Annotated in this window: 22 protein-coding genes; 9 read left to right on the top strand and 13 right to left on the bottom strand. The window is 71.5% G+C overall.

The features are described from left to right. Window positions 1-7 precede the first annotated feature (7 nt). Window positions 8-1,810, top strand: a complete 1,803-nt coding sequence (locus HS109_05880) for an acyl-CoA dehydrogenase (GenBank protein ID MBE7521899.1) — start codon at window positions 8-10, stop codon at window positions 1,808-1,810. A gap of 36 nt (window positions 1,811-1,846) precedes the next feature. On the opposite strand, the gene HS109_05875 is transcribed toward HS109_05880, so the two are convergent. From HS109_05875 to HS109_05860, 4 genes are all read right to left on the bottom strand, one after another. Then, complete coding sequence (locus HS109_05875; protein MBE7521898.1) at window positions 1,847-2,926, bottom strand: ABC transporter ATP-binding protein; 1,080 nt, start codon at window positions 2,924-2,926, stop codon at window positions 1,847-1,849. Between the two features lie 16 nt (window positions 2,927-2,942). Next, a complete protein-coding gene (locus HS109_05870) occupies window positions 2,943-5,147 on the bottom strand; it encodes an iron ABC transporter permease (GenBank protein MBE7521897.1) in 2,205 nt (734 codons plus the stop codon). Window positions 5,148-5,249: 102 nt separating this feature from the next. Beyond that, window positions 5,250-6,269 carry an ABC transporter substrate-binding protein gene (locus tag HS109_05865; protein MBE7521896.1) on the bottom strand — a complete coding sequence of 340 codons (1,020 nt, stop codon included), beginning with the start codon at window positions 6,267-6,269 and terminating at the stop codon, window positions 5,250-5,252. A gap of 33 nt (window positions 6,270-6,302) precedes the next feature. Further along, complete coding sequence (locus HS109_05860; protein ID MBE7521895.1) at window positions 6,303-7,313, bottom strand: ABC transporter substrate-binding protein; 1,011 nt, start codon at window positions 7,311-7,313, stop codon at window positions 6,303-6,305. A 92-nt stretch (window positions 7,314-7,405) separates the two neighbouring features. On the opposite strand from HS109_05860, the gene HS109_05855 reads away from it, so the two are divergent. Further along, a complete protein-coding gene (locus tag HS109_05855; GenBank protein MBE7521894.1) occupies window positions 7,406-8,383 on the top strand; it encodes an ROK family protein in 978 nt (325 codons plus the stop codon). Between the two features lie 18 nt (window positions 8,384-8,401). Here HS109_05855 and HS109_05850 read toward each other — a convergent pair whose 3' ends face one another. Beyond that, window positions 8,402-10,060, bottom strand: a complete 1,659-nt coding sequence (locus tag HS109_05850) for an electron transfer flavoprotein-ubiquinone oxidoreductase (protein ID MBE7521893.1) — start codon at window positions 10,058-10,060, stop codon at window positions 8,402-8,404. 94 nt (window positions 10,061-10,154) lie between these two features. On the opposite strand from HS109_05850, the gene HS109_05845 reads away from it, so the two are divergent. Genes HS109_05845 through HS109_05835 form a run of 3 tightly spaced genes read left to right on the top strand, consistent with a single transcriptional unit; the run spans window position 10,155 to window position 13,564 of the window. Beyond that, window positions 10,155-10,583 (top strand): acyl-CoA thioesterase, encoded by a 429-nt coding sequence (locus HS109_05845; protein ID MBE7521892.1) that lies wholly within the window; start codon window positions 10,155-10,157, stop codon window positions 10,581-10,583. 10 nt (window positions 10,584-10,593) lie between these two features. Beyond that, window positions 10,594-12,588, top strand: a complete 1,995-nt coding sequence (locus HS109_05840; GenBank protein MBE7521891.1) for an acetoacetate--CoA ligase — start codon at window positions 10,594-10,596, stop codon at window positions 12,586-12,588. Between the two features lie 13 nt (window positions 12,589-12,601). Next, window positions 12,602-13,564 carry a CobD/CbiB family protein gene (locus tag HS109_05835; protein ID MBE7521890.1) on the top strand — a complete coding sequence of 321 codons (963 nt, stop codon included), beginning with the start codon at window positions 12,602-12,604 and terminating at the stop codon, window positions 13,562-13,564. Window positions 13,565-13,608: 44 nt separating this feature from the next. Here the strand turns inward: HS109_05835 and rsgA are convergent, their stop codons facing one another. From rsgA to HS109_05815, 4 genes are read right to left on the bottom strand one after another with little or no spacing between them, the layout of a single operon-like run. Beyond that, window positions 13,609-14,520 (bottom strand): ribosome small subunit-dependent GTPase A, encoded by a 912-nt coding sequence (gene rsgA / locus HS109_05830; protein MBE7521889.1) that lies wholly within the window; start codon window positions 14,518-14,520, stop codon window positions 13,609-13,611. Between the two features lie 11 nt (window positions 14,521-14,531). Further along, window positions 14,532-14,882 carry a 4a-hydroxytetrahydrobiopterin dehydratase gene (locus tag HS109_05825; GenBank protein ID MBE7521888.1) on the bottom strand — a complete coding sequence of 117 codons (351 nt, stop codon included), beginning with the start codon at window positions 14,880-14,882 and terminating at the stop codon, window positions 14,532-14,534. A gap of 7 nt (window positions 14,883-14,889) precedes the next feature. Next, window positions 14,890-15,234, bottom strand: a complete 345-nt coding sequence (locus tag HS109_05820) for a cytochrome c (protein ID MBE7521887.1) — start codon at window positions 15,232-15,234, stop codon at window positions 14,890-14,892. Beyond that, window positions 15,231-16,517, bottom strand: a complete 1,287-nt coding sequence (locus HS109_05815) for a M48 family metallopeptidase (GenBank protein MBE7521886.1) — start codon at window positions 16,515-16,517, stop codon at window positions 15,231-15,233. Before HS109_05815 ends, HS109_05820 begins: the two co-directional genes overlap by 4 nt. A 68-nt stretch (window positions 16,518-16,585) precedes the next feature. Between HS109_05815 and orn the strand changes: the two genes are divergently transcribed. From orn to HS109_05795, 4 genes are all read left to right on the top strand, one after another. Then, window positions 16,586-17,152, top strand: a complete 567-nt coding sequence (gene orn / locus HS109_05810; protein ID MBE7521885.1) for an oligoribonuclease — start codon at window positions 16,586-16,588, stop codon at window positions 17,150-17,152. Next, a complete protein-coding gene (locus tag HS109_05805) occupies window positions 17,149-17,718 on the top strand; it encodes an NUDIX hydrolase (GenBank protein MBE7521884.1) in 570 nt (189 codons plus the stop codon). The genes orn and HS109_05805 overlap by 4 nt, the downstream gene beginning before the upstream one ends. 251 nt (window positions 17,719-17,969) lie before the next feature. Continuing rightward, window positions 17,970-18,941, top strand: a complete 972-nt coding sequence (locus tag HS109_05800; protein MBE7521883.1) for a TAXI family TRAP transporter solute-binding subunit — start codon at window positions 17,970-17,972, stop codon at window positions 18,939-18,941. A gap of 106 nt (window positions 18,942-19,047) precedes the next feature. Beyond that, the gene (locus HS109_05795) at window positions 19,048-21,027 is read left to right on the top strand and encodes a TRAP transporter fused permease subunit (GenBank protein MBE7521882.1); all 1,980 of its coding nucleotides are present in this window, start codon (window positions 19,048-19,050) and stop codon (window positions 21,025-21,027) included. A gap of 68 nt (window positions 21,028-21,095) precedes the next feature. Here HS109_05795 and HS109_05790 read toward each other — a convergent pair whose 3' ends face one another. From HS109_05790 to HS109_05775, 4 genes are read right to left on the bottom strand one after another with little or no spacing between them, the layout of a single operon-like run. Beyond that, a complete protein-coding gene (locus tag HS109_05790) occupies window positions 21,096-22,319 on the bottom strand; it encodes a threonine ammonia-lyase (GenBank protein MBE7521881.1) in 1,224 nt (407 codons plus the stop codon). A gap of 13 nt (window positions 22,320-22,332) precedes the next feature. Then, window positions 22,333-23,706, bottom strand: coding sequence for a phosphomannomutase/phosphoglucomutase (locus HS109_05785; GenBank protein ID MBE7521880.1), 1,374 nt, complete (start codon window positions 23,704-23,706; stop codon window positions 22,333-22,335). Window positions 23,707-23,752: 46 nt separating this feature from the next. Beyond that, window positions 23,753-24,826 carry an alpha/beta fold hydrolase gene (locus HS109_05780; protein ID MBE7521879.1) on the bottom strand — a complete coding sequence of 358 codons (1,074 nt, stop codon included), beginning with the start codon at window positions 24,824-24,826 and terminating at the stop codon, window positions 23,753-23,755. Beyond that, entirely contained in the window at window positions 24,733-26,289 is a 1,557-nt protein-coding gene (locus HS109_05775) for a CHAD domain-containing protein (GenBank protein MBE7521878.1), read from the bottom strand. Before HS109_05775 ends, HS109_05780 begins: the two co-directional genes overlap by 94 nt. Window positions 26,290-26,297 lie beyond the last annotated feature (8 nt).

Below are 26,297 nucleotides of genomic sequence, written 5' to 3'. Positions count from 1 at the left end.
ATTCGAGATGAGCAGCTACCGTGCGCCCCTCCACGAGATGGCCTTCGTCCAGAACGAACTGGCCGGACTCGCGCAGGTCGCGACCCTGCCGGGCTGCGGCGACGCCGATCCGGCGACCGTTGCGGCGATCCTCGAGGAGGCGGGCAAGTTCGCGACTGACGTGCTCGAGCCGCTGAACCGCACCGGCGACCGCTCCAGCACACGGCTCCTCGAAGACGGCTCGATGCGCACGGCCGCGGGATTCAAGGACGCGTACTGGAAGTTCGTCGAGGGCGGCTGGAACGGACTCGGCAAGAACCCCGAGTTCGGCGGGCAGGGACTGCCCGAGATCGTCGCCTCGGCGGTCGAGGAGATGTGGCACGCATCGAACATGGCGTTCGACCTCTGCCCGATGCTGACGCAGGGTGCGATCGAGGCGATCGAGCGCAACGGCTCCGACGAGTTGAAGCGGCGCTACCTGCCGAACATGGTGTCCGGCCAATGGACCGGCACGATGAACCTGACCGAACCGCAGGCGGGTTCGGATCTCGCGGCGGTGCGCACGCGAGCGGTGCCGCAGCCGGACGGAACCTATCTCGTCACCGGGCAGAAGATCTTCATCACCTACGGCGAGCACGACTACACCGAGAACATCGTGCATCTGGTGCTCGCGCGTCTCCCCGACGCGCCCGAGGGCGTCAAGGGCATCTCGCTCTTCGTCGTGCCGAAGTTCGTGCCCGACGCGCAAGGCAAGCCCGGCCGGCGCAACGACGTCCGTGCGGTGTCCATCGAGCACAAGCTCGGCATCCACGCGAGCCCGACCTGCGTGATGGCCTACGGCGAGGCCGGCGGCGCGACCGGATGGATCGTCGGCGAGCCCAACCGCGGGCTCGAGTACATGTTCGTGATGATGAACCTCGCGCGCTACTCGGTGGGCCTCGAGGGTGTCGGGATCTCCGAGCGCGCCTACCAGCGCGCGGTCGCCTACGCGCGCGAGCGCGTGCAGGGCCGTGCGGTCGGGGCGGCGAAAGGCGCGACGACCGGAGCGATCATCGAGCATCCGGACGTGCGGCGCATGCTGATGACGATGCGCGCGCACACCGAGGCCATACGCGCCGTCGCCTACGTGACCGGCGCGGCGATGGACAACGCGAAGCGCCACCCGGACGCCGCGGCGCGCGCGCGCCACCAGGCGTTCGTCGACCTGATGATCCCGATCGTCAAGGGGCACGGGACCGAGGTCGCGCAGGAGGTCGCCTCGCTCGGCATCCAGGTGCACGGCGGCATGGGCTTCATCGAGGAGACCGGCGCGGCGCAGCACTTCCGCGACGCGCGCATCACGACGATCTACGAAGGCACGACCGGCATCCAGGCGAACGACCTCGTCGGCCGCAAGACCGCGCGCGACGGCGGGGCCGTCGCGAAGACAGTCGCCGCCGAGATCGGCGCGGTCGCCGCACGGCTCGCGGCGAACGCGGACGCCGACCTGCGCACGATCGGCGCGAAGCTCGCGACCGCGGTCGCCGCGCTCGACCGTGCGATCGCGTGGATCGCATCGTCGTACGGAGCGAATCCGCGCCTCGCGCTCGCCGGATCGGTCGCCTACCTGCGCCTGTGGGGCGTGGTCGCCGGTGGCTGGCAGATGGCGCGCGCTGCCGAGATCGCGAAGGCGAAGCTCGCCGCGGGCGGAGGCGACGACGAGTTCCTGCGGGCGAAGGTGACGACGGCGCGCTACTACGCGGACGCGCTGCTGCCGCTCGCCGCGGCGCACGAGGCGCTCGCGACCGGGGGCGGCGAGGCCGCGCTCGCGCTCTCCGCGGACGCGTTCTGACCGTACTTCCCGCGGGTTGAGGGCGCCGGCCGCGCGTCAGCGCGGCGGGTCGGCGCCGGGCGCGCCGGGCGGTATCGCCACGATGCCGTGCGTCGACAGGCGCACGCCCACGTCGGAGCCGACCTCGCGCGGCCGGTCGACCGCGAGCGACACGACGAAGAGTTCGCCGAGCGCGGTGTCGAGCGTGTACTCGATCGAGCCGCCGAGGTAGGCCGCCTTCTTCACCGTTGCGCGGATCGGAGCGTCCGCTGCGTCGACCAGCGCGATCGCCTCGGGACGGATCGCGACCTCCACCTCGCCGTCGGCGAGGCCGCGGTGGGCGAGCCGCAGCGTGACCGGCCCGAGCGCGACGTCGGCCAAGTCGCCGTCGCGGTGGGCGAGCGTGCCGCGCACGCGGTTGGCGTCGCCCATGAAGCCCGCCACGAACGGATCGCCGGGGCGCTCGTAGAGGTCGCGCGGCGCGCCTTCCTGCGCGATCTGCGCGCGGTTCATCACGATGATGCGATCGGACACCGCCATCGCCTCGGCCTGGTCGTGCGTCACGTAGACGACGGTGAGCCCGAGGCGCTGCTGCAGGTCGCGGATCTCCTCGCGCATCTGGCGGCGCAGCCGTGCGTCGAGGTTCGACAGCGGCTCGTCGAACAGCAGCACCGAGGGCTCGAGCACCAGTGCGCGCGCGACCGCGACCCGCTGCTGCTGGCCGCCGGAGAGTTCCGAGGGCAGGCGGTCGTCGTACCCGGTGAGTCCGACGGTCGCGAGCGCGTCGCGCGCGCGTCCGTCCGCGTCGGCGGCCTTCATCCCCGAGACCACGAGCCCGTAGCGGACGTTCTGCAGCACGCTCATGTGCGGGAAGAGCGCGTAGCTCTGGAACACCATCGAGACGTCGCGGTCCGCGGCCCCGACCTCGGTCACGTCCCGCTCGCCGATCAGAATGCGGCCTTCCGACGGCAGTTCGAGGCCGGCCACCAACCGCAGAATCGTCGTCTTGCCGCAGCCGGAAGGGCCGAGGAGCGTGACGAGCGTGCCCGGCGCGACGGTGAACGACACGCCGTCCACTGCCACCACCTCGCCGTAGCGCTTGACCACCCGGCGAAACTCGATCGACGCGGCGCTCATCGGGGCGAATCCTCCGTCATGCCGCGCTGCCGATCTGGGCGACGCCACCGCGGACCGCGCCCGCCGCACGGCGGCCGAGGCGGCGCTCGCCGACGAGCTTCTGGATCAGCGCGATGACCGCGATCATCAGCACGATCAGGACCGAACTGTAGGCGATCGCCACGCCGTAGTCGCCGTTGACGACGCGGTTGATGATGTAGGTGGTCGCCCATTCGTAGTCGGCGGACACGAGGAAGATCACCGCCGAGACCGTCGTCACCGCGCGCACGAACGAGTACACGAGCGCCGCGACGATCGCGGGCTTCAGCAGCGGCAGCAGCACCATGCGCAGCGTCGTGAAGCCGCGCGCGCCGAGCGTCGTCGAGGCCTCGTCGAGACTGCCGTCGACCTGCGCCATCGACGCCATGCCGGCGCGCACGCCCACCGGCATGTTGCGGAACACGTTGCAGGCGACGAGGATGACGGCGGTGCCGGTGATCTCGATCGGCGGCACGTTGAACGCGACGATGTAGGACACGCCGATGACGGTGCCGGGAATCGCGAACGACAGCATCGTGCCGAACTCGAACGCGGAACGTCCGGCGAAGCGCTGGCGCGTGATGAGCCACGCCGCGAGGATGCCGAGGCCGGCGGTGAGCGGCGCGGCGATCGCGGAGAGCGATATCGTCGTCCAGAACGAGTTCCACGCCGCGCCGGCCCAGATGAGCCCGGACGGACCCCATTCGAGGCCGAAGGCCTTGATGTAGTGCCGCAGCGTCGGCGTGTAGTCGCGGCCCCAGGTCTCGACGAATCCGCCGGCGAGCGCCATCGCGTAGATCACGAAGGTGAGCAGCACCCAGGGCATCACGACCGTGTAGCACAGGCGGCGCACGCCGTTCGGCAGCGGGGCGGGGAGCCCCGAGTCGCCCTTGCCGGACATGGCCGTGTAGACCTTGCGCCCGAGGAGCGCGCGCTGGACGAAGAACGCGGCGAGCGCGAAGCCGAGCAAGAGGAGGCCGAGCGTGGCGGCGCGTCCCTGGTCGAGTTGCGCGCCGACGACCGAGAAGAAGATCTCGGTCGACAGCACGCCGAAGTTGCCGCCCAGCACGATCGGGTTGCCGAAGTCGGCGATCGACTCGATGAAGCTGATCAGGAACGCGTTGGCGAGTCCGGGGCGCATCAGCGGCAGCGAGACGGTCGAGAACGTCGTCCAGCGGTCCGCGCGGAGCGTCTGCGCCGCTTCTTCCATCGACGGCGCGATGCCTTCGACCACGCCGATCAGCACGAGGAACGCGATCGGCGTGAACGCGAACACCTGCGCGAGCAGCACGCCCGGGTAACCGTAGATCCAGCGCGTCGGCGTGAGGCCGAACACCGCCTCGAGCATCTGGTTCACGAGCCCCGAGCGGCCGAAGAGCAGGATGAGGCCCAAACCGATCACGAACGGCGGGGTGATGATCGGCAGCACGCTCATGACGCGCAGCAGGCGCTTGTAGCGGAACGCGGTGCGGGTGGCGATCAGCGCGAACGCGAGGCCGAGCGCGGTGCAGGCGAGCGCGGTGGAGAGCGCGAGCACGAGCGTGTTCCACGCGACGCCGCAGCGGGTGCCCCCGCCGAGGCAGCCGATGCCCCAGATCTTGGCGGTGAGGAGCCGCCCGGCGAACGCGACGGGCGACCACGCGCCGCCGGCGTCCTCGAACGCCGAGAGCAGGATCTTCACGACGGGGAAGAACGTGAAGACACCGACGAGCGCGGTCACGGCGACCACGCTCGTCGCGACGAACGCATCGCCGCGGAACGCTCCGCGCGCGGAAAGTCCGAGCGCGGCGATCATCGCGAACGACGCGAGCACGAGCGAGGCGCCCGCGCCCATGCCGAACTGTCCGGTCGACAGCGCGCCGAAGGCGGAGGCGAGCGCCTCGCCCGCCCAGCCGCGCGGACCGATCGCGAAGCCCTGCGAGAGCGTGTAGACGAAGCCGGTGGTGCCGAGAACGATCAGCGCGTTCGCGCGCAGACGCGTGCGGCGGTCGCGCATGCCGTACGCCGCCAGCGCGCAGGCGGCCAGCAGCGCGCCGGTGGGCCACAACCAGGGCTTCTGCCAGGCCAGCGCTTGCCACCATGCCGGCGCGTTCTCCTTCGAGAGCCAGTGGACGACCCAGCCGGCCGACAGCACCGAATCCTGCAGGGCGTACCACGGCAGAAGCAGGTAGCCGATGGCGCCGGCCGCGAGCCAGCCCGCCAATGCCTTGCCGCCGCGGCTGTCAGGCACGGATCAGGACCCTCGGCCGTCGGATGCGCGCCCGACAACGCGCTCGCACGGCAGCGGCGGTCGCACGTCCCGCGCCTATCGCGGAAGGGAGTTGATTTCCTTCTCCCAGCGCTCGAGCAGGCGGCGCCGCTCGGCGGACGAGCCGAATTTCGCGAAGTCGTAGTCGATCACCTTGATGTCGGTGAGCTTCGGCACCTGCGGCGGGAGCGCGACGCCGCGGTGGGTCGGGATCGCGTACTCCTTCACGTCGAGGCCGATCTGCTGGCCGGCCGCCGACAACGCGAAGTCGACGAACTTGCGCGCTGCCTCCGGGTTGCGCGTGCCCTTGATGATCGCCGTCGACCCGATCTCGTAGCCGACGCCTTCGCAGGGCAGGACCGGCAGCACCGGATACCCGCGCACGATCTCGTTGATGACGCCATGCAGCACCGTGCTGCCGATCGCGGTCTCGCCGCGCGTGACCGCGGTCATCGGGCCGATGCCGGAGCGTGCGTACTGGTTGACGTTCGGATGCACGCGGCGCAGGTAGTCGAACGCCTGCGCCTCGCCCATCACCTGCACGAGCGTCGCGAGCATCAGGTAGGCGGTGCCCGAGGAATTCGGGTTGCCGAACATGATTTCGCCCTTGAGGCGCGGGTCGACGAGGTCCTTCCAGCATGCGGGGACCGGCAGGTTGCGCTTCGCGACGACCTCGGTGTTGTAGCCCAGCGCGATGATGCCGCCGTAGACCCCGGAGACGCGCCCCTTCGACACCTCGGTGATGCGCTGGGCCCACGGGTAGAGTTGCGCGACGTTCGGCGATCGGTATTCGTCGAGAAGGCCCTCCTCGGCGGCCTGCAGGTAGCTGTCGCCCGGCCCGGCCCACCAGATGTCGCCCTTCGGGTTGTCGCGCTCGGCCTTGATCTGCGCGAGCATCTCGCCGGTGGCCTTCTGGATGACCGCGACCTTGGTGCCGGTCGCCTTCTCGAAGCCGACCGCCATGCCCTGGCACCACGCGGTGTTGGGCGAACTGCAGTAGAGGTTGAGGCTCCCCTGCGCGAGCGCGAACGGGGACAGGGCCGCGGCGAGCGCGGCCAGCGCGAGGCGACGGATCATCGGAGGCTCCGGAGGCGGGCGCGGGGGATTCGACTACCGGGCGATCGAGCCGACCTCGCGGTCCCAGCGCTCGAGCAGGCGCTTGCGCTCGGCGGAGGTCCCGTACTTCGCGAAGTCGTAGTCGATGAGCTTGACGTCCGCGGTCTTCGGCGAGAGCGGCGACACCGGCGTCGCGACGTTCGACGGAAGCTGGAACTGCTTCGCCTTCGCGCCCAGCGCCTGCGCCTTCGGCGTCAGCGCCCAGTCGTAGAACTTCTTCGCGTTGTCGAGGTTGCGCGCGCCCTTGACGATCGACATCGAGCCGATCTCGTAGCCGGTGCCCTCGCAGGGCGCGGCCGCCTTCACCGGAAAGCCGGCCTGCGCCTCGGTCACGACGTCGTGGATGAACGAGATCGACACCGTCGTCTCGCCGCGCGCCACCGCCTTGACCGGCGCGACTCCCGAGCGCGGGTACTGGTTGATGTTCATGTGCAGCGCCTTCAGGTAGTTGAAGGCGGCCTCCTCGCCCATCAGCTGCACGATCGTCGCGATCATCGTGTAGGCGGTGCCCGACGCGTTCGGGTTCGCCATCTGCACCTCGCCCTTGAACTCCGGCTTCACCAGGTCGCGCCAGCAGGCCGGCGCGGCGACCTTCTTCTTCGCGAGGAGTTCGGTGTTGTAGCCGAAGCCGAGCATCCCGAGGTAGATGCCGACGGTGCGGAACTTCGACGCCTCGGCCTGCTTGCGCGCCCACGGTTGCAGTTCGGCGAGCCGCGCCGAACGGTACTCGTCCGTCAGCCCTTGCTCGGCGGCCTGCAGGTGCGGGTCGCCGGTGCCGCCGTACCAGAGGTCGAGCTTCGGGTTCGCGCGCTCGGCCGAAATCTGCGCGAACGCCTCGCCCGAACCCTTGAGCGTCATCGAGACCTTGATCCCGGTCTCCTTCTCGAACTCGGTGGCGGCGAGGTTGCACCACTCCGCCTGCACCGGACAGATCACGTTGAGCTGCGCGAAGGCGGGCGGCGCGGCGAACGCGACGAGGGCGACGGCGAGACGGAACGGGCGCATGGACGGGATCCCCGGAGGATGAAACCGCCATCTTCGGCCATGGGCCAGCCGCGCGCAACCGTTCGCGACACGGGTGCGGCTATGATCGGCGGATGGCGCATCGCGACCAGCCTGCCGCGGACGAAGGAGCGGGCCCATCCGGTTATCGCGTCGGGGTCGACCTCGGCGGGACCAAGATCGAGGCGATCGCGCTCGACCGCCACGGGCGCGAGCGGTTGCGCCATCGCGTACCCACGCCGCAGGGCGACTACGGCGCCACGCTGGACGCGATCGCGGCGCTCGTGCGCGATGCCGAGCGGGCGCTGGGCGAACGCGCGAGCGTGGGCGTCGGCACGCCTGGATCGATCTCGCGGGCGAGCGGACTCCTGCGCGGCGCCAATTCCGTGTGCCTCAACGGCCGGCCGATCCGCGAGGACCTGTCCTCGCGCCTCGCCCGGGAGGTCCGGGTGACCAACGACGCGAACTGCTTCGCGCTCTCGGAGGCGACCGATGGTGCCGGCGAGGGTGCGGAGGTCGTGTTCGGCGTGATCCTCGGTACCGGCGTGGGCGCCGGCATCGTGGTGCGCGGCCGCGCGCTCGACGGCCCGAACGGCATCGCCGGCGAGTGGGGCCACAACCCGCTGCCCTGGCCGCGCGACGACGAGCGGCCGGGCGCGACGTGCTTCTGCGGACGCTCCGGTTGCATCGAGACCTTCCTGTCGGGCCCGGGCATGGTCCGCGACCATCGCGCGGCCACGCTCACCGAAGCGACGCCGGAGGCGATCCTCGCGGGCGCGGCGGCGGGCGACCGGTCCTGCGAGGCGACGCTCCTGCGCTACGAGGAACGCCTCGCCCGCGCGCTCGCGCACGTGATCAACCTCGTCGATCCCGACGTGATCGTGCTGGGCGGGGGCCTCTCGAACCTCGGACGGCTCTACGCCAGCGTTCCGCGGCTGTGGGGGCCGTGGGTGTTCTCCGATCGGGTCGACACGAGGCTCGTGCGCAATCGCCACGGCGATTCGAGCGGCGTGCGCGGTGCGGCGTGGCTGTGGCCGGCGGCCGAATCGGCCGCGACGCCGCGTCGGGCATGAAGGCGCCGACGGGCGCGGCTACATTCCCGGGTAGTTCGGCCCGCCGCCCCCTTCGGGCACGACCCAGTGGATGTTCTGGCGCGGGTCCTTGATGTCGCAGGTCTTGCAGTGCACGCAGTTCTGCGCGTTGATCTGCAGGCGCTTGCCCGCCCCGCCTTCGTTCGCGACGAACTCGTAGACGCCCGCGGGGCAGTATCGCTGCTCCGGTCCGTCGTACACGGCGAGGTTGACCGCGACCGGAATCGCCGGGTCGCGCAGCCTGAGGTGCGACGGCTGGTCCTCCTCGTGGTTGGTGTTCGACAGGAACACCGACGAGAGCTTGTCGAAGGTCAGCGTGCCGTCGGGTTTCGGATACTCGATGCGCGGCATCTGCGCGGCGGGCTTCAGCGACGCGCAGTCGGGCTTGCCGTGGCGCAGCGTCCAGGGCACGAGCTTGCCCAGTCCGAGGTCGTTCATCCACATGTGGAAGCCGCCGTGCAGCGAACCGAGCCACGTGCCCCAGCGCAGCCCCGGCTTCACGTTGCGGACCTTCCACAGGTCGTCGTGGATCCAGGACTTCCGCCACCCGGCGTCGTAGTCCGCGAGTTCGTCGTGGCTCCGGCCCGCGCCGAGCGCCGCGAACGCCGCTTCGGCCGCGAGCATCCCCGACTTCATCGCGTTGTGCGTGCCCTTGATGCGCGGCACGTTGAGGAACCCCGCCGCGTCGCCGACGAGCGCGCCGCCGGGAAACGCGAGCTTCGGCACCGACTGCAGCCCGCCCTCGGAGATCGCGCGCGCGCCGTAGGCGAGGCGCTTGCCGCCGGCGAAGGTGTCGCGGATCGCCGGGTGCGTCTTGAAGCGCTGGAACTCGTCGAACGGCGAGAGGTGCGGGTTCTCGTAGTTGAGGTGCACGACGAAGCCGACGTACACGAGGCCGTCGCCGAAGTGGTAGAGGAACGAGCCGCCGCCGGTGCGGGCGTCGAGCGGCCAGCCCTGGCTGTGCACGACGAGGCCCTTGCGGTGCTTCGAGGGATCGACCTGCCAGAGTTCCTTCAGGCCGATGCCGTACTTCTGCGGATCGACGCCGTCGCGCAGGTTGAACCGTTTCATCATCTCCTGCGACAGCGATCCGCGGCAGCCTTCGGCGAAGAGCGTGTACTTCGCGCGCAGTTCCATGCCCTGCTGGTAGTCCGGCTTGTGCGAGCCGTCCTTCGCGATGCCCATGTCGCCGGTCGCGACTCCGGCGACCGCGCCCCGGTCGTCGTGGAGCACTTCGGCGGCGGCGAACCCGGGATAGATCTCGACGCCGAGTTCCTCGGCCTTCGCCCCGAGCCACTTGCACAGGTTGCCGAGGCTCGCGATGACGTTGCCGTGGTTGTCCATCGTCTTCGGCATCGCCCAGGCCGGAATGCGGTACGCCTTGTCCGCGGTGAGGATCAGGAAGCGGTCGTCGGTGACCGGCGTGTCGAGCGGCGCGCCCTGCGCCTGCCAGTCGGGGACGAGTTCGGCGAGCGCGCGCGGGTCGATCACCGCTCCGGAGAGGATGTGGGCGCCGATCTCCGAGCCCTTCTCGAGGACGCAGACCGACGCCTCGCGTCCGGCGGACGCGGCGAGCTGCTTCAGGCGGATCGCCGCGGCGAGACCCGCCGGGCCGCCGCCGACGATCACCACGTCGTAGTCCATCGATTCGCGCGTCATGGCGTCGGGCCTCGCGAGGGTGTCCGCGCGCCGGAAGTCGGTTGCGCGGGCCGAAGGGGGAGAGCGGAATTATAATGGCGGTTGCCGCCGCTCCATGCGACTCGTTGCGACCGTGTCCGCGCCGCGTTCCCTCGTCCACACCTCGCGCCAGCCGATCCGCTGGGGCGACATGGACGCGCTCGGTCACGTGAACAACACCGTCTACTTCCGCTTCATGGAGCAGACGCGCATCGAGTGGGTGTTCGCGCAGGCGGGCGACTACCGCGAAGGCACCGGCCCGGTGATCGTGAACGCGAGCTGCACCTTCCTCGTGCCGCTCGTCTATCCGGGCGAGGTCGAGGTGCGGATGTACCTGGGCGAGCCGGGCCGCTCGTCGATCGCGAGCCGCTACGAACTCGACTGCGCGGGCGTTCGAGCCGCGGAGGGCGCCGCGAAGATCGTCTGGATCGATCTCGCGAGCGGCCGATCGGTACCGCTGCCTGCGCGAATCGCCGCGCTCGCGCGCGAGCCCGCGGCCACCTGAGCGTCTTCCGATGCCGACCAGCACGCCGCTGTGGACCCCGACGCCCGGACGAGTCGCTGATGCGCTCATCACCGCGTTCACGCGGCGCTCTGAGGCGCATCACGGGGTGCGCTTCGCCGACTACGCCGCGCTGTGGCGCTGGTCGATCGATTCGCCCGAGCCGTTCTGGCGCGAGGTCTGGGACGACGCGGCCATGCTCGGCGATGCGGGGAGCCGCGTCGTGGTCGATCGCGACCAGATGCCCGGCGCGCGCTTCTTCCCCGACGCGACGCTCAACTTCGCCCGCAACCTCCTCGAGCGCCGGGCGCGCGACGACACGAGCGACGCGCTGGTGTTCCGCGGCGAGGACAAGGCGCGCGCGCGCTGGTCGCACGCCGCGCTCCACCAGGCGGTGTCGCGCGTCCAGCAGGCGCTGGCGGGAGCCGGCGTCGGGCCGGGCGATCGCATCGCGGCGATGATGCCGAACCTCCCGGAGACGGTCGCCGCGATGCTGGCTGGCGCGTCGCTCGGCGCGATCTGGTCGTCGTGCTCCCCGGACTTCGGCGTGCAGGGCGTGCTCGACCGCTTCGGCCAGATCGAGCCGAAGGTGGTCGTGACCGTCGACGGCTACTGGTACAACGGCAAGGCGATCCCGATCGCGGACAAGGTCGCCGAGATCGTGGCGAAGCTCCCGAGCGTCGAGCGCGTCGTCGTCGTGCCCTACCTCGGCGGCGACGCCGGGTCGGGCGATCTCTCGAAGCTGCGCGGCGGCGTCGCCTGGAACGATTTCCTCGCGCCGTTCGCGGCGGGGCCGATCGTCTACGCGGAACTCCCGTTCGCGCATCCGCTCTACATCCTGTACTCGTCGGGCACGACCGGCGTGCCCAAGTGCATCGTGCACGGCGCGGGCGGGACGCTGCTGCAGCACGTGAAGGAGCACCGGCTGCACTGCGACGTCAAGCGCGGCGACCGCCTGTTCTACTACACGACCTGCGGCTGGATGATGTGGAACTGGCTCGTGTCGGGCCTCGCTTCCGGCGCGACGCTCCTCCTCTACGACGGGTCGCCGTTCGTGCGCGCCGGGAGGATCCTGTGGGACTACGCCGACGAGGAGCGCATGACGCACTTCGGCACGTCGGCCAAGTACATCGACGCGTTGCGCAAGATCGCCCTCGTTCCGCGCAAGGACTACGCGCTCGCGACGCTGCGCACGATGCTGTCGACCGGCAGCCCGCTCGCGCCCGAGTCCTTCGACTACGTCTACCAGGCGGTGAAGGACGACCTCGCGCTCTCCTCGATCTCGGGCGGCACCGACATCGTGAGCTGCTTCGTGCTCGGCAACCCGACGCTGCCGGTGTGGCGCGGCGAGATCCAGTGCCCGTCGCTCGGCATGGCGGTCGACGTCTACGACGAGGAGGGCCATCCGGTGCCTCCGGGCCGCGGCGAGCGCGGCGAACTCGTCTGCACGAAGCCGTTTCCGTCGATGCCGATCGGTTTCTGGAACGATCCCGGCGGCGCGAAGTACCGCGCCGCGTACTACGAGCGCTTCCCGGGCGTGTGGTGCCACGGCGACTACACGGAGATCACGGCGCACGGCGGCGCGATCATCCACGGGCGCTCCGACGCGACGCTCAATCCGGGCGGCGTGCGCATCGGCACGGCCGAGATCTACCGGCAGGTCGAGCAGCTGGACGAGGTCGAGGAGAGCCTCGTCATCGGCCAGGACTGGCCGCCCGGCGAGATCGGCGACGTGCGCGTCGTGCTCTTCGTGAAGCTGCGCGAGGGCCTCGTGCTCGACGCCGCGCTCATCGACCGCATCCAGAAGCACATCCGCGTCAACACGACGCCGCGCCACGTGCCGGCGAAGGTCGTGCAGGTCACCGACATCCCGCGGACCAAGAGCAACAAGATCGTCGAACTCGCCGTGCGCAACGTCGTGCACGGCCGGCCGGTCAAGAACCTCGATGCGCTGGCGAATCCCGAGGCGCTCGAGCAGTACCGCGACCGGCCGGAACTGAAGACGTAGCGGGCGCCGCCGCGTGAACCTCCTCGCCATCCTCGCCGCGCTCGGACTCGAGCAGTGGCGCGCGCCGGATTGGCGTGCGGCGCTCGAGCGCGCGTTCGTGCGGAGGGCGCACCGGATCGAGCGCGACTACAACGGCGGCACGACGGCGCAGGGCGTGGTCGCCGCGGCGATCGCGATCGTGCCGCCGCTCGTCGTGGTCGGGCTCGCGTGGTGGGCGCTCGATGCGCTCCATCCGCTCGCTTCGCTCGCGCTCAACGTTGCCGTGCTCTATGCGCTGATGGGCTTTCGCCGCTTCAGCCACGCGGTGTCGGCCATCGTCGCGGCGTTCCGGGAGAACGACCTCGCCGCGGCGCGACGGGCGCTCGGCGCGTGGCGCGGGCGCGTGTCCACCGAGCTCGGCTCGGGAGATGTCGCGCGGCTCGCGATCGAGCGCGGCCTCGCCGATGCGTATCGGCAGGTCTTCGCGGTGCTGTTCTGGTTCACCGTGCTGCCGGGGCCGGTCGGCGCGGTGCTCTACCGGTCCGCGGCCAGGCTCGCGCAGGAGTGGGCGCCGCTCGTGCGCGGCGAGGACGTGGCGCCGCCCGCGCGCGAGCGCGAGACCTTCGGCCGGCCGGCGCGGCGCCTGCTCGACGCGCTCGACTGGATCCCCGCGCGCCTCACGGCGATCGCGTTCGCGGCAGTGGGCGACTTCGAGGATGCGGTGGCGAGCTGGCGTTCGCAGGCCGCCGCCTGGGCGCGCGAGGAGGGCGGTCGCGCGATGGGCATCGTCCTCGCGAGCGGCGCGGGCGCGTTGGGCGTGGTGCTCGGCGGTCCGCTGCCGCGGCCCGCGGGCGCGCCGGAGTGGCGTCCCGAACTCGGCATCGGCGAGGCGGTCGAGCCCGAAATCCTGCCGTCCGCGGTGGGCCTCGTCTGGCGCGCGCTCGTCCTCTGGCTCGCGGTGATCCTGCTCGTCACCATCGCGAACCTGCTCCCGTAACCCGCCCGCGCCGGAGCTGCGCCATCTGCCTGGCGGGTGTCGTCTCAACGCGCGGGGTCGCGGGCGTGCAGGGCCTCGTCGCGCAGGGCGTGGAGGAGCGCGAGGCGCTGCGGCGCGATCCGACCCTCGTCGACCGCCGCGCGGACCGCGCATCCCGGTTCGCGGTCGTGGCGGCAGTCGCGAAAGCGGCAGGCGCCGATGAGCGGGCGCATCTCGACGAACGCCGGCGCCAGCGCGTCCGGATCGGCATGCGCGAGCCCGAACACCTTCATGCCGGGCGAATCGACGATCCACGACGATGCGTCCGCGTTCAACGGGTGGAGGACGGTCTCGGTGGTCGTGTGCCGGCCGCCGCCGAGCGCGGCCGACACCGTCCCGGTGCGCGCATCCGCATGCGGCACGAGCGCGTTCAAGAGCGTCGACTTGCCCATGCCGGACTGCCCGATCAGCACGCTGCGATGGCCAGCGAGCGCGACTTCGAGCGCGGCCACCGACCGCACGGCGGAGCATTCGACGACCGCGTAGCCCAGCGAGCGGTACGGTGCGAGGCGCTCGCACAGCGCGTCGAAGCCCGGGAGGTCGTCCTTGTTCGCGCACAGCACGAAACGGCAGGACTCGAGTTCGGAAGCGACGATCCAGCGGTTGAGCAGGTTCTCGTCGACGGCGACGTCGGGCGCGACCACGCCGATGACCTGCGTCGCGTTCGCGGCGAGCACCTTCTCGCGGAAGGCGTCGGAGCGGTAGAGGAGCGAGGTCCGCGGCTCGACCGACACGATCGCGTCGCCGCCTGCGGCATGCTCGAAGGTCACGCGATCGCCGCAGGCGACCACCGTGCGGCGACCCTTGAGCACGCATTCGACGGCGTCGCCGCCGCCGTCCGGGCGAACCGCGTACCGGCGGCGCCAGGCGGCGACGACCAGGCCCTGGCGCGCGCTTCGCCCGCCCGGAGCGGGCATGCCGCGCACGGTCATCCGACGCGTGCGCCCTCGCGGGCCGCGATCGCTTCGGTGCGGGCGGCGCAGGCGAGGTCGTTCGAGGTGATGCCTCCTGCGTCGTGCGTCGACCACGCGACGGTGCAACGACCCCAGCCGATGGCGAGATCCGGATGGTGGTCGACCTCGTTCGCGAGTTCCGACACGCGGTTCGCGAACGCCATCGCCGCGCGCCAGTCGGCGAACGCGTAGGTCTTCACGAGCTGGCCCGAGGCGGTCGTCCACCCGGGAAGCGCGTCGAGCGCGCGCGCCACGCCCGCGTCGTCGGCCTTCGGCGCCCCGGCGCGGATCGGGAGCGCAGCGAGGGAGGCGAGCGTCGCCGTCATCGGAGGGTCAGGGGAACCGGTAGTACTCGCGGTCGAGGTAGAGGGCGAGGTCGGCCTCCTCCTCGGGGAAGTACGAGAGGCCGAGCTGGGTGTTGCAGTACGCGACCTGCGCGGCGAGCTGCGAGGGCGTCTTCACGCGGCGATCCGGCCGCGTGTAGATCCGCGTGGCATTGCCGTCGTGGAGTCGTGCGTGGCACGCGTTGCACGCCTTGTCCGCGAGCACCATGCCCGCCGCGGCGTTGCCCGAAGCGTAGGGCTTGCCGGCCTGCGCCACCGCGACCACCGCCGTTGCGACGCCGACGGCGGCGGCCGCGCATGCCGCCAGCGCCGTCGAGAGGCGATGCGCGTTCATCGGGCGGGCGCCAGCGCGGCCGCTGAGCGCGCGAGCAGGGCCTCGAGGTGCGCCACGCGCAGCGCCGCCGGCGGGTGCGAATCGTAGAACGCCGAATGGAGCGGGTCGGGGGTGAGCGTCGCGGCGTTGTCCTCGTAGAGCCGCACGAGCGCGGTCACCATCGCCGCGCCCGAGGCATGTCCGGCCGCGAACGCATCGGCCTCGTACTCGTGCCGGCGCGAGTACCACGCGCCGATCGGCGCGAGCAGGAACGTGAACGCCGGCAGCGCGAGCGCGAACAGGACGAGCACGACGCCCGTGCGAACCGGCTCGAACGCGACGCCCAGGCCTTCCCAGAACCAGGCCGATCCGGCGAGCCAGGCGAGGAGCGCGAAGACCGCGAGCGAGACGGCCGCCGACCAGCCGATGCGCTTGGCGATGTGCCGCAGCCTGAAATGCCCGAGTTCGTGCGCGAGGACCGCCTCGGTCTCGTCGAGCGACAACCGCTCGGCGAGCGTGTCGAACATGACGATGCGCTTCGCGCGGCCGAAGCCGGTGAAATAGGCGTTGCCGTGGCTCGACCGCTTGGAACCGTCCATCAGGAAGAGTCCGCGCGATGCGAAGCCGCAGCGCGCGAGCAGGGCTTCGACGCGCGTGCGCATCGGACCTTCCGGCATCGGGGTGAACCGGTTGAAGAGCGGCGCGATCAGCGTCGGGAAGGCCCAGGCGACGAGGAGCTGGAAGGCCATCCAGACCGCCCACGCGGCGAGCCACCACGCGCTGCCCGCGCCGCGCATGAGCGCGATCAGTGCCGCGACGAGCGGCAGCCCCAGCAGCGCGGCGACGACGGCGCCCTTCGCGAGGTCGCCGAACCAGGTCGCGGGCGTCGTGCGGTTGAATCCGAAGCGCGCCTCGACGACGAAGGTGCGCCATGCGGAGAACGGCAGCGACACCGCGGCGAAGACGAGCGCGACCGCGACGACGAGCGCGAGGTCCTGAACGAGCGGCGCGACGTCGATCCGCCCGGTCGCATCGACGAGCCGTCGCATGCCGCCGCCCACCGTCAGCGCGAGGATCGCGAGCGTGCTCGCGGCGGACGCGACGAGCGCGAGGCGCGTTTGCGCGATCGTGTAGTCGGCGGCCCGGCGGTGCGCGTCGGCCCCGATGCGCCCGGCGAACGCGGCGGGGACGCGGTCGCGGTGCGCGCGCACGTGCGCGACCTGGCGCAGCGCGAGCCAGGTCTCGACGGCGAACGCGAGCGCGAGCGCGGCGAGGAAGACCTGCGAGAACGCTGCGGCGGACATCGGTGTCGTCGGCTGTGCGAAAATGCCCGATTCATTCTACGACAGCGGCGCCTGCGCTGCCTCGACCGATGGCTTCCCCGCCCGTTGCCGCCGCCGACGACCGGCTGATCTGGATCGATCTCGAGATGACCGGCCTCAGGCCCGACAGCGACCGCATCCTGGAGGTGGCACTGGTCGTGACCGACGCCTCGCTCGCGACGATCGCCGAGGCGCCGGTCTGGGTGGTCCACCAGGCGGACGCGACGCTCGACGCGATGGATGCGTGGAACCGCGGCACCCACGGGCGCTCGGGGCTCATCGACAAGGCGAAGGCGTCGGCGCTGGACGAGGGGGCCGTGGAGGCCGCCGCGCTCGCCTTCCTGCGCGCGCACGTGCCGGCGAAGGCCTCGCCGATGTGCGGCAACTCGATCTGCCAGGACCGCCGGTTCCTCGCCCGCTGGATGCCCGCGCTCGAGGAGCATTTCCACTACCGCAACCTCGACGTGTCGACGCTGAAGGAACTCGCGCGCCGCTGGGCGCCGGAGGTCGCGAAGGCCTTCGCCAAGGAATCGAAGCACACGGCGCTCGCCGACGTCCACGAGTCGATCGACGAACTGCGGCACTACCGCGCGCAGTTCCTGCGGGTGGGCGCGTGAAGTACTGCTGCGACTGCGGCTCGGCGCGGATCGAGTGGAAGGTGCCGGAGGGCGACAGCGCGCCGCGCGACGTCTGCGCGGCCTGCGGCGCGATCTTCTACCGCAACCCGAAGATCGTCGTCGGCTGCCTCGTGACCGCGGGAGACGAGGTGCTGCTGTGCCGCCGCGCGATCGAGCCGCGGCGCGACCTCTGGACATTGCCGGCGGGCTTCATGGAGAACGGCGAGACGCTCGAGCAGGGCGCGGCACGCGAAACGCTCGAGGAAGCGAGCGCGCGCGTCGAGATGGACGATCTCTACACGGTGATCAGTCTTCCGCACATCAGCCAGGTCTACATGATGTTTCGCGCGCGCCTGTCGGGCGAGGCGTACGGGCCGGGTCCCGAGAGCCTCGAGGTGCGCCTGTTCCGCGAGGAGGAGGTGCCGTGGGAACGCCTCGCCTTCCGGACCATCGTCCGGACGCTGCGGCAGTTCTTCCTCGACCGGCGCGACGGCGCGTTCCCGCTGCGCGTGTCGGTGCTCGAGCGCCGCGCGCGCCTGACGCCCGACCTGTCCGGCGCGGCGTAGTTTCCGGACTGCCGCGCGACCGGGACGCCGCGCGATCGTCGGGCGCGCCGTCGTCCGACGATGCGCTGGTCTCGACCCTGCCGCCAGCGGGGACAAGGCCGGTTGCAGCCGGGTTCTGCGGTACACTCGCGCGACCGAAACGGCAGGCCGTCCCGACCCGAAGCGGACCGCGACGAACGCGGCCGCCCGGGCGAGGGCGCCGCCAGCCGGCGATGCACGCTCCGCCGGTCCGACTCCTGGAGGCTTCAAGCATGTACGCATGGACTCGCGCGGCCGCGGCCGCTATCGCCTTCGCCGCGGCTGCGGTGCTGCCTTCGCTCGCACAGGCGCAGAACCAGATCTCGATCACGACCGGCGGCACCGGCGGCGTCTACTATCCGCTCGGCGGCGGGATGGCGAACATCCTGTCGAAGTACGTGCCGGGCATGACCGCGACCGCGGAGGTCACCGGCGGTTCGGTCGACAACCTGAAGCTCATCGCCAGCGGCAAGTCGGAGGTCGGCTTCTCGATGGTCGACGCGGCGTGGGACGGGTACAAGGGCACCGGCAAGTTCAAGGACGCCCCGGTCGCGGCGCGCACGCTGATGGTGCTCTACCCGAACCGGATGCAGGTCGTCACCGTCGAGGGGTCGGGCATCAACAAGCTCTCCGACCTGCGCGGCAAGCGCGTGTCGACCGGCTCGCCGGGCAGCGGCGTCGAGGTGATGGCGCTGCGGGTGCTCGAGGCGGTGGGCATCGACCCGAAGAAGGACATCCATCAGGAGCGCCTCGGGGCGGCCGAGAGCGTCAACGCGATCAAGGACCGGAAGATCGACGCGTTCTTCTGGGTCGGCGGCGTGCCGACCGCCGCGATCACCGACCTGGCCGCGACGCCCGGCGTCAAGGTGAAGCTGATCGACCATTCCGAGGCGATCGCCGCGATGAACCAGAAGTACGGTCCGCTCTACGTCAAGGGCGTCATCCCGGCGAATGCCTACGCCGGGCAGGACAAGCCGGTCGAGAACATCGACGTCTGGAACATCCTGGTCACGAGCGACAAGATGAGCAACGACATGGCCTACCAGATCGTCAAGACGCTGATGGAGAAGAAGCCCGAACTCGTCGCGGTCCACAAGGAGGCGGGCAACATCGACCTGCGCTACCAGGCGGTCGGCTCGCCGCTTCCCTGGCATCCGGGCGCGAAGAAGTACTTCGAGGAGCAGGGCATCAAGTTCGCGAACTGAGCCTCGCGCGAGGCGCTGGACGGGCGGGGCGGACCTGGGGTCCGCCCCGAGTCGCTTGCGGGGTCGGGCGCGATAGACTGCTCCGGTCGCACACGAGGCATCGCGAATGTCCGGACCGTCCGTCCCCGGCAACGAAGCGCCCGCGGCCGTCGAGGCCGTGTCCGACGAGCGCCTGAAGGCCGCCGAGGCGTTCGTCGAGCAGGACGAAGGCGCGACGAGCCGCTTCCGCGGAGCGCTGGCGACGCTCGCGACGACGCTCCTCGTCGTCATGAGCCTCTTCCACCTGTACGCGGCCGTCGACATCGTGCCCGCGCAGGTGCTGCGGCCGGTGCACGTCGGCTTCGTGCTCGTGCTCGTGTACCTGCTGTTTCCGATCGCGCCGCGCTACCGCAACCGGCTGATGTGGTGGGACGCGGTCGGCGCGCTCCTCGGGCTCGCGACGATCGCGTACCTGCTCGCGGGCGGCGACGACATCTGGGACCGCAACGTCGATCCGAGCCGGTCCGACACCTTCTTCGGCGTCGCCTTCGTGCTGCTCGTGCTCGAGGCGTGCAGGCGCACCTCCGGCTGGATCATGACCGGCGTCATCGGAGCGTTCGTCGTCTACGCGTTCGCCGGCCCCTGGCTCCCCGGCCAGTGGGCGCACCGGGGCTACGATGTCGCGAGCCTCACCGGTTTCCTGTACCAGACGCTCGAGGGCATCTTCGGCACCGCGGTCGACGTGTCGAGTTCGCTCATCATCCTGTTCACGATCTACGGCGCGTTCCTGCAGCACTCGGGCGCCGGCCGCTTCTTCCTCGACTGGAGCTTCGCCGCGATGGGCGGCAAGCACGCGAGCGCCGGGAGGACCGTGGTGCTCGCGTCGTTCCTGCTCGGCGGGCCGTCGGGCTCCGGCGTCGCGACGACGGTGACCATCGGTTCGGTCGCCTGGCCGATGCTCGCGAAGTCCGGCTACGGCAAGGAGGCCGCGGGCGGCCTTCTCGCCGCCGGCGGGCTCGGCGCGATCATCTCGCCGCCGGTGCTCGGCGCGGCCGCGTTCCTGATCGCCGAGTTCCTGAAGATCGGCTATCTCGACGTGATCATGATGGCGGTCGTCCCGACCGCCCTCTACTACCTCTCGCTGCTCGTGATGGTCGAGATCGACGTGCGCCGCTTCGGCATGGCGGAGGGCGCGGCCGCGAAGGTCGACTCGCTGTGGCGGATCACGCGGCGCTACGGCTTCCACTTCGTGTCGCTCGCCGCGATCGTCGTGTTCCTGGTGCTGGGTTTCTCGCCGATCCTGTCGGTGTTCTGGGCGACGGTGGTGACCTTCGTCGTGAGCTTCCTCGACCGCGAACACGCGCTCGTGCCGCGCCGCCTCGTCCGGGCGATGCGCGACGGTTCCGCCCAGGTGCTGAACGTCGCGGCGGTCTGCGCCGCGGCGGGCATCATCGTCGGCGTCGTCGCGAAGACCGGGCTCGGCCTCAAGTTCTCGGCGATCGTGATCAGCTATGCCGGCGGCAGCCTCGCGCTGACCGCGATCTACACCGCGCTGATCGTCTGGATCGTCGGCCTCGCCGTGCCGGTGACCGCGAGCTACATCATCTGCGCGGTGATCGCCGCGCCGGCGTTGACCAAGCTCGGCGTGCCGGACTTCGCCGCGCACATGTTCATCTTCTACTACGCGGTGCTCTCCGAGGTTTCGCCGCCGACCGCGCTCTCGCCGTTCGCCGCCGCGGCCATCACCGGCGGCGATCCGTACAAGACGACGCTGCAGGCGTGGAAATACACGCTGCCGGCGTTCGTCGTGCCGTTCGTGTTCGTGCTCTCGCCCGAAGGCGTCGGCCTGCTCCTCAAGACGCCGCCGGCGGGCACGTGGTTCGGCGTCGCGTGGATCGCCGCGACCGCGATGGTGGGCATCGCCGCGCTCGCCTGCGGCGCGCAGGGGTGGCTCGCCGGGCGCCTGTCCGTCGTCGAGCGGATCGTGCTGGTCGTCTCCGGACTCGCGCTCGTCTATCCGGCGTCGTCGAGCGACGTCGCGGGGTTCGTCGGCGTCGTCGCCGTGGCGGTCGCCCGCAGGTTCCTTGCCCGGCCGAAGCCCGCCTGAGCACCCGTAGGCGGGCGCCCCACGAGCTCGCCGGCGCCCCAAGCGTTGCGCGGGAGGTGCCGCGTCCGCTACCCGACCACGCTGATGCCGGCATTCCCGAGCGCTTCGTGCAGGCGCTTGACGTGCTCGTGGCCGGTGGTCTCGACGACGCAGACGACGCGCACCGCCGAGAGGTCGGGCCCGGAGAACGCGCGGTCGTGCACGATCTCCTTGACCGACGCGCCGGTCGTCGCGATGACGGCCGTGAGCCGCGCGAGGCCGCCGGGCCGGTCGGAGATCGAGACGCTGAAGCGGGCGAGCCGCCCGTCGGTGACGAGCCCGGTCTCGATCACGCGGTCGAGGATCGAGAGGTCGATGTTGCCGCCGCACAGCACCAGCACGACGCGGCGGCCCTTCAGGTGGTCGAGCTTGCCCGCGAGGAACGCCGCGAGCGGTGCGGCGCCGGCGCCCTCGACGACGCTCTTCTCCAGTTCGACCAGCCGCAGGATCGCGAGCGCGATCGAGGACTCGTCGACGGTCACGAGCCGGTCGACGACCCGCCGCGTGATCGGGTAGTTGATCGCGCCGGTCTGCGCGACCGCGAGGCCGTCGGCGAGCGTCGGCGACATCGCGACCAGCACCGGTTCGTGCCGGGCGAACGCGGCGGCGAGCGAAGGCGCGTTCTCCGGCTCGACGCCGACCATCTCCACCGACGGCTTCTTCGCCTTGACCGCGATGCCGATGCCGCCGATCAATCCGCCGCCGCCGACCGGCACGACGATCGCCTCGACGTCGGGCGCCTGCTCGAGGATCTCGAGGCCCATCGTGCCCTGGCCGGCGACGACCTGCGCGTTGTCGAACGGGTGGATGAACGTGAGGCCGCGCTCCGCGGCGATTTCCTGCGCCTTCACGCGCGCCTCGGTCAGGTCCTCGCCGAAGAGCACGACCTCCGCGCCGAGGTTGCGGCAGTTCGTGACCTTGATGAGCGGCGCGAAGCGCGGCATCACGACGGTGACCGGGATGCCGATGAGGCTGCCGTGGTAGGCGATGCCCTGCGCGTGGTTGCCGGCGGACGCCGCGATGACGCCGCGCGCGCGCGCCGCCTCGGGCAACTGCAGCAGGGCGTTGCGCGCGCCGCGTTCCTTGAAGCTGCCGGTGCGCTGCAGGTAGTCGAGCTTGCAGAAGACGTGCGCGCCGGTGAGCTTGGACAGCGGGATCGACTCGACGCAGGGACTCTCGTAGATGCCGCCGCGGATGCGCTCGCGCGCGGCTTCGATGTCGGCGAGCGTGACGGCGGGTGTCGCGGTGTCCATGGATCTCCTGCGGTCAGAACGGCAGCGCCGTCGCGGGGCGGACCTCGGCGAGCACGCGGCGGAATTCGCGCTGGATGCGCTCGAGCGCCGCGGCGTCGTCCGCCTCGAACCGCAGCACGACGGTGGGCGTCGTGTTCGAGGCGCGCGCGAGGCCGAAGCCGTCCGGATACTCGACGCGCAGGCCATCGATGCGGATCACCTCGCTCGCGCCGGGAAACCGCGCATGCAGGGAGAGTTCGCGCACGAACGCGTGCTGCTCGCCCTCGGCGACCTCGAGGGCGAGTTCGGGCGTCGACAGCGCGTTCGGCAGCGCCTCCAGTGCAGCGGAGGGGTCGGAGGTCCGCGACAGGATCTCGAGCAGGCGCGCCCCCGCGTAGAGGCCGTCGTCGAAGCCGTACCAGCGCTCGCCGAAGAAGGTGTGCCCGCTCATCTCGCCCGCCAGCGCCGCGCCCGTCTCCTTCATGCGGGCCTTGATGAACGAATGGCCGGTCTTGCACAGGAGCGGCGTGCCGCCGTGCTGCGCGATCCAGGGGCCGAGATTGCGCGTCGATTTCACGTCGTAGATGATCGTCGCGCCCGGCGCGCGCGACAGCACGTCGGCGGCGAACAGCATCAACTGCCGGTCGGGGAAGATCACCTGCCCGGCCTTCGTGACCACGCCGAGGCGGTCGCCGTCGCCGTCGAAGGCGAGTCCGAGCTCGCAGTCGCCCTGCGCGAGGCGCGCGACGAGTTGGGCGAGATTCTTCGGCTGCGCCGGATCCGGATGGTGGTTCGGGAAGCGTCCGTCCACCTCGCAGAAGAGCTCGACGACGTCGCATCCCAGCCGGCGGAACAGCGAAGGCGCGTAGGCTCCGGCGACCCCGTTGCCGCAGTCGACCGCGATCTTCATCGGCCGCGCGAGCTTCACGTCACCCGCGATGCGGTCCAGGTACGCGCCGCCGATGTCGTGCACGCGGTAGTGACCGGTGCCGGTGGCGACGTCGCCCCGCTCGAGTCTCTCGCGGAGCGCCTGGATGGCCTCGCCGGCGAGCGTCGTGCCGTCGATCACCATCTTGAGCCCGTTGTAGTCGGGCGGATTGTGGCTGCCGGTCACCATCGTGCTGCAGCCGGTGTCGAGCGCGTGGCTCGCGTAGTAGGTCATCGGCGTCGCCACCATCCCGACGTCGATCACGTCGGTGCCCGCCGCGCGGATGCCGTCGGCCAAGGCCGCGGAGAGTTCCGGTCCCGAGAGCCTTCCGTCGCGGCCGATCGCGATCGACGGGCGCTTCGCCTCGCGCGCGAGCGTGCCGAGGCCGCGGCCGATGGCGCGGACGATGTCGGGCGAAAGCGTTCGCCCGACGATGCCGCGGATGTCGTAGGCCTTGAAGATCTCGGGAGGGAGGGTCATGCGCGTTTCGGGGCGGATCGACGAGGCCGCATGATACCGGTCCCTCTCATCGGGCGGCGGCGAACCAATGCAGCAGTCGTCGCGGCAGCCATTCCGGGCGTCCGGGAAACGCATCGTCCGGGAATCCGGCGTGTCCGCCGTGCGCCGGACGCTCGAGCGCGACGCTCGCGGAAACGTCCTCGGGCCGCGCGAGCGCTTCGGGCGGCACGAACGGGTCGTTCAGCGCGTTCACGATCAGCGTCGGCACCGCGATGCCCGCGAGCCACGGCCGCGACGATGCGCGCGTCCAGTAGTCGAGCGTGCCATCGAAGCCGTGCAACGGCGCGGTCACCGCGTCGTCGAACGCGTGCATCGAGCGGTAGCCGCGCATCTGCATCGGGTCGAGCACCTCCGGATGTCGTGCTGCGAGCGCGCGCGCCTTGGGGTTCAGCGTCTTCAGGAACAGGCGCGCGTAGATGCGGTTGGCGCCGCGATCGAGCGCGCGCCCCGCCGGCACGACGTACGCGGGGGACGAGACGGCCGCAGCGCGCGAGACGAGCGCCGCGGCGTCCGCCCCCGCACGGCCGAGCCAGTTGAGGAGCGCCGAGCCGCCGAGCGACACGCCCGCTGCGTGGATCGGCGCGGCCGGCCCGGCGCGCTTACGCACCTCGACGAGCATCGCACCGACCTCCTCGTGGTCGCCCATGTGGTAGGCGCGCGGCCTCGCGTTCGGTTCGCCGGCGCAGCCGCGAAAGTGGGGCACGACGCCGCGCCAGCCCCGGTCCCGGGCGGCGCGCATCAGGGCGCGCGCGTAGTGCGACGCCGAACTGCCTTCGAGGCCATGGAACAGCACGACGACCGGAGTGTCGGTCGAGGCGGGCGCGTCGATCCAGTCGAACGACCAGGTGTCGCCGTCGGGCGTGGGGACGTCTTCGCGGCGCAGCGGCACTTCGGGGCGCCGCAGCAACGCAGGCCAGATCGTCTGCGCGTGGGCGCCGGGCAGCCACGCCGGCGCGCGGTACGGGCCGGGGTCGCCGAACGGTGGGTTCAAACGCGCGACCAGAACGGTTTCGCCGCGACGAAGTGCGCCCACGCGTCGTCGAGGCGTCGTGCCGCGTCGCTGGCGCGGCCGGCGGCCCATGCCTCGATCGCGACGGTGGCCACGGCGGCCGGCCCGGCGATCGTCGCGGCGATCCGGGGCGCGACGGCCGCGTCGTTCCACTCGCCCAGGACCTGTTGCAGCCCGGCGAGCGCATCCCGATAGACGCGTGTCCGCTTGCGCGGGAACAGCGCCGCGAAGAACTCGGTGGCGTAGCGCAGCTTCTTCGCCGCGATACGGACCGCGTGACGTTCTTCGCTGCCCGCGCGCGCGAGCCTCGCCCCGGCGCGCGCGAGGCGCGCCGCGCGGCGCTCGAGGATTCGTGCCGCGAGCCGCGCGGCCGGCTCTCCGCTGGCCGGTCCCGCAGGCGCCTCGGCGGCCGCGCGCGAGACCGCCAGCAGGAAACGCGTGAAGCGCCCCGATGCGGCGCACGCCAGCGCGTCCGCATGGGCGGCGCGGCGACGCGCGGCCGCGCGCCGGGCGAGCGAACGCACCGCCGCGGCGCCACGCGTCGCCGCATCGGTCGACCGTTCGAGATCCGCGAGCGCGCGAGGCAGCGTCTCGCCGGCGAACACGTCGAGGTCACGCGCCGGGCCGAGCGCGTCGAGCGTCCAGCGCGTATCGTTGCGCAGCGACTCGATCCGGTTCGGCGCGACGATGCCCTCGGCGAGGGCGAGGCAGGAGCGGAGCCGCCGCACGCCGATGCGGAGCTGATGCACCCATTCGGGGTCGCGCGCGGACGCTTCGCGCAGCCCCACGGCGTTGCGTTCGACCTGCCGCAGGCATTCGGCGATCGTCGCGGCGATCGCCGAACCGGCGCTCGCACCGGCGGCGTGCGCGATGTCGCGCGCGCGCGACGGCTCGATCGTCGCACCCTCGGCGAGGGCGAATCCGCGCTCCGCCTTGCTGCGCGGCTCGATCGAGAGCGGCAGGTCGGCGGCGAGGCGCTCCGCGAGGTCGAGGAGCCGCGCCGGGTCGCCCGCTTCGAGCTCGATCTCGATCTCCGAGATCGGCGCGCGGCGCACGCCGGCTTCGATCTCGCCGCGGTCGAGCGCGAAGGTCGCGGTCGTGCCGTCCGGAAAGGAGAGCGGCCACGACGTGCGCGTGAACCGCGTCGTGAACACCGGCGCGAGCGGACCGCGGCGCAGCGCCTTCGCGAACACCGCGCGCCAGGGCGTGGTCGCGAGGCGCATCGTGTCGATCGCGTCGCCCGCGACCGGCCATTCGACCTCCGGCCGCGAAACGATCCCCGACGCCGCGTCCTCGGCCGGCGGGCCCTTGACCGTCATCACGAACGAGGCTCCGAGGCGCCGCACGCGCAGCGCGACGCCCGCGTTCAGGAGCCGCCGGTCCGGCGTGTCGTGGTAGACCGCGACGAGCCTGTCGCTGCGGCAGGCACCGCGGACGACGTCGCGCAACGCCGGATGCGCGCGCAGCGCCGCGACGCGCTCCGGAGCGATCGCGAGCTTGAGCTCGATCTCGACCGGGGCGCCGGCAGCATCCACCGGCGGAG

This window comes from Burkholderiales bacterium (genome assembly GCA_015075645.1).
In the GTDB taxonomy this organism is placed as follows: Bacteria; Pseudomonadota; Gammaproteobacteria; order Burkholderiales; family Casimicrobiaceae; genus VBCG01.
Note: the sequence above shows the minus strand (reverse complement) of the source record. Positions and strands in the feature narration are given on the sequence as shown.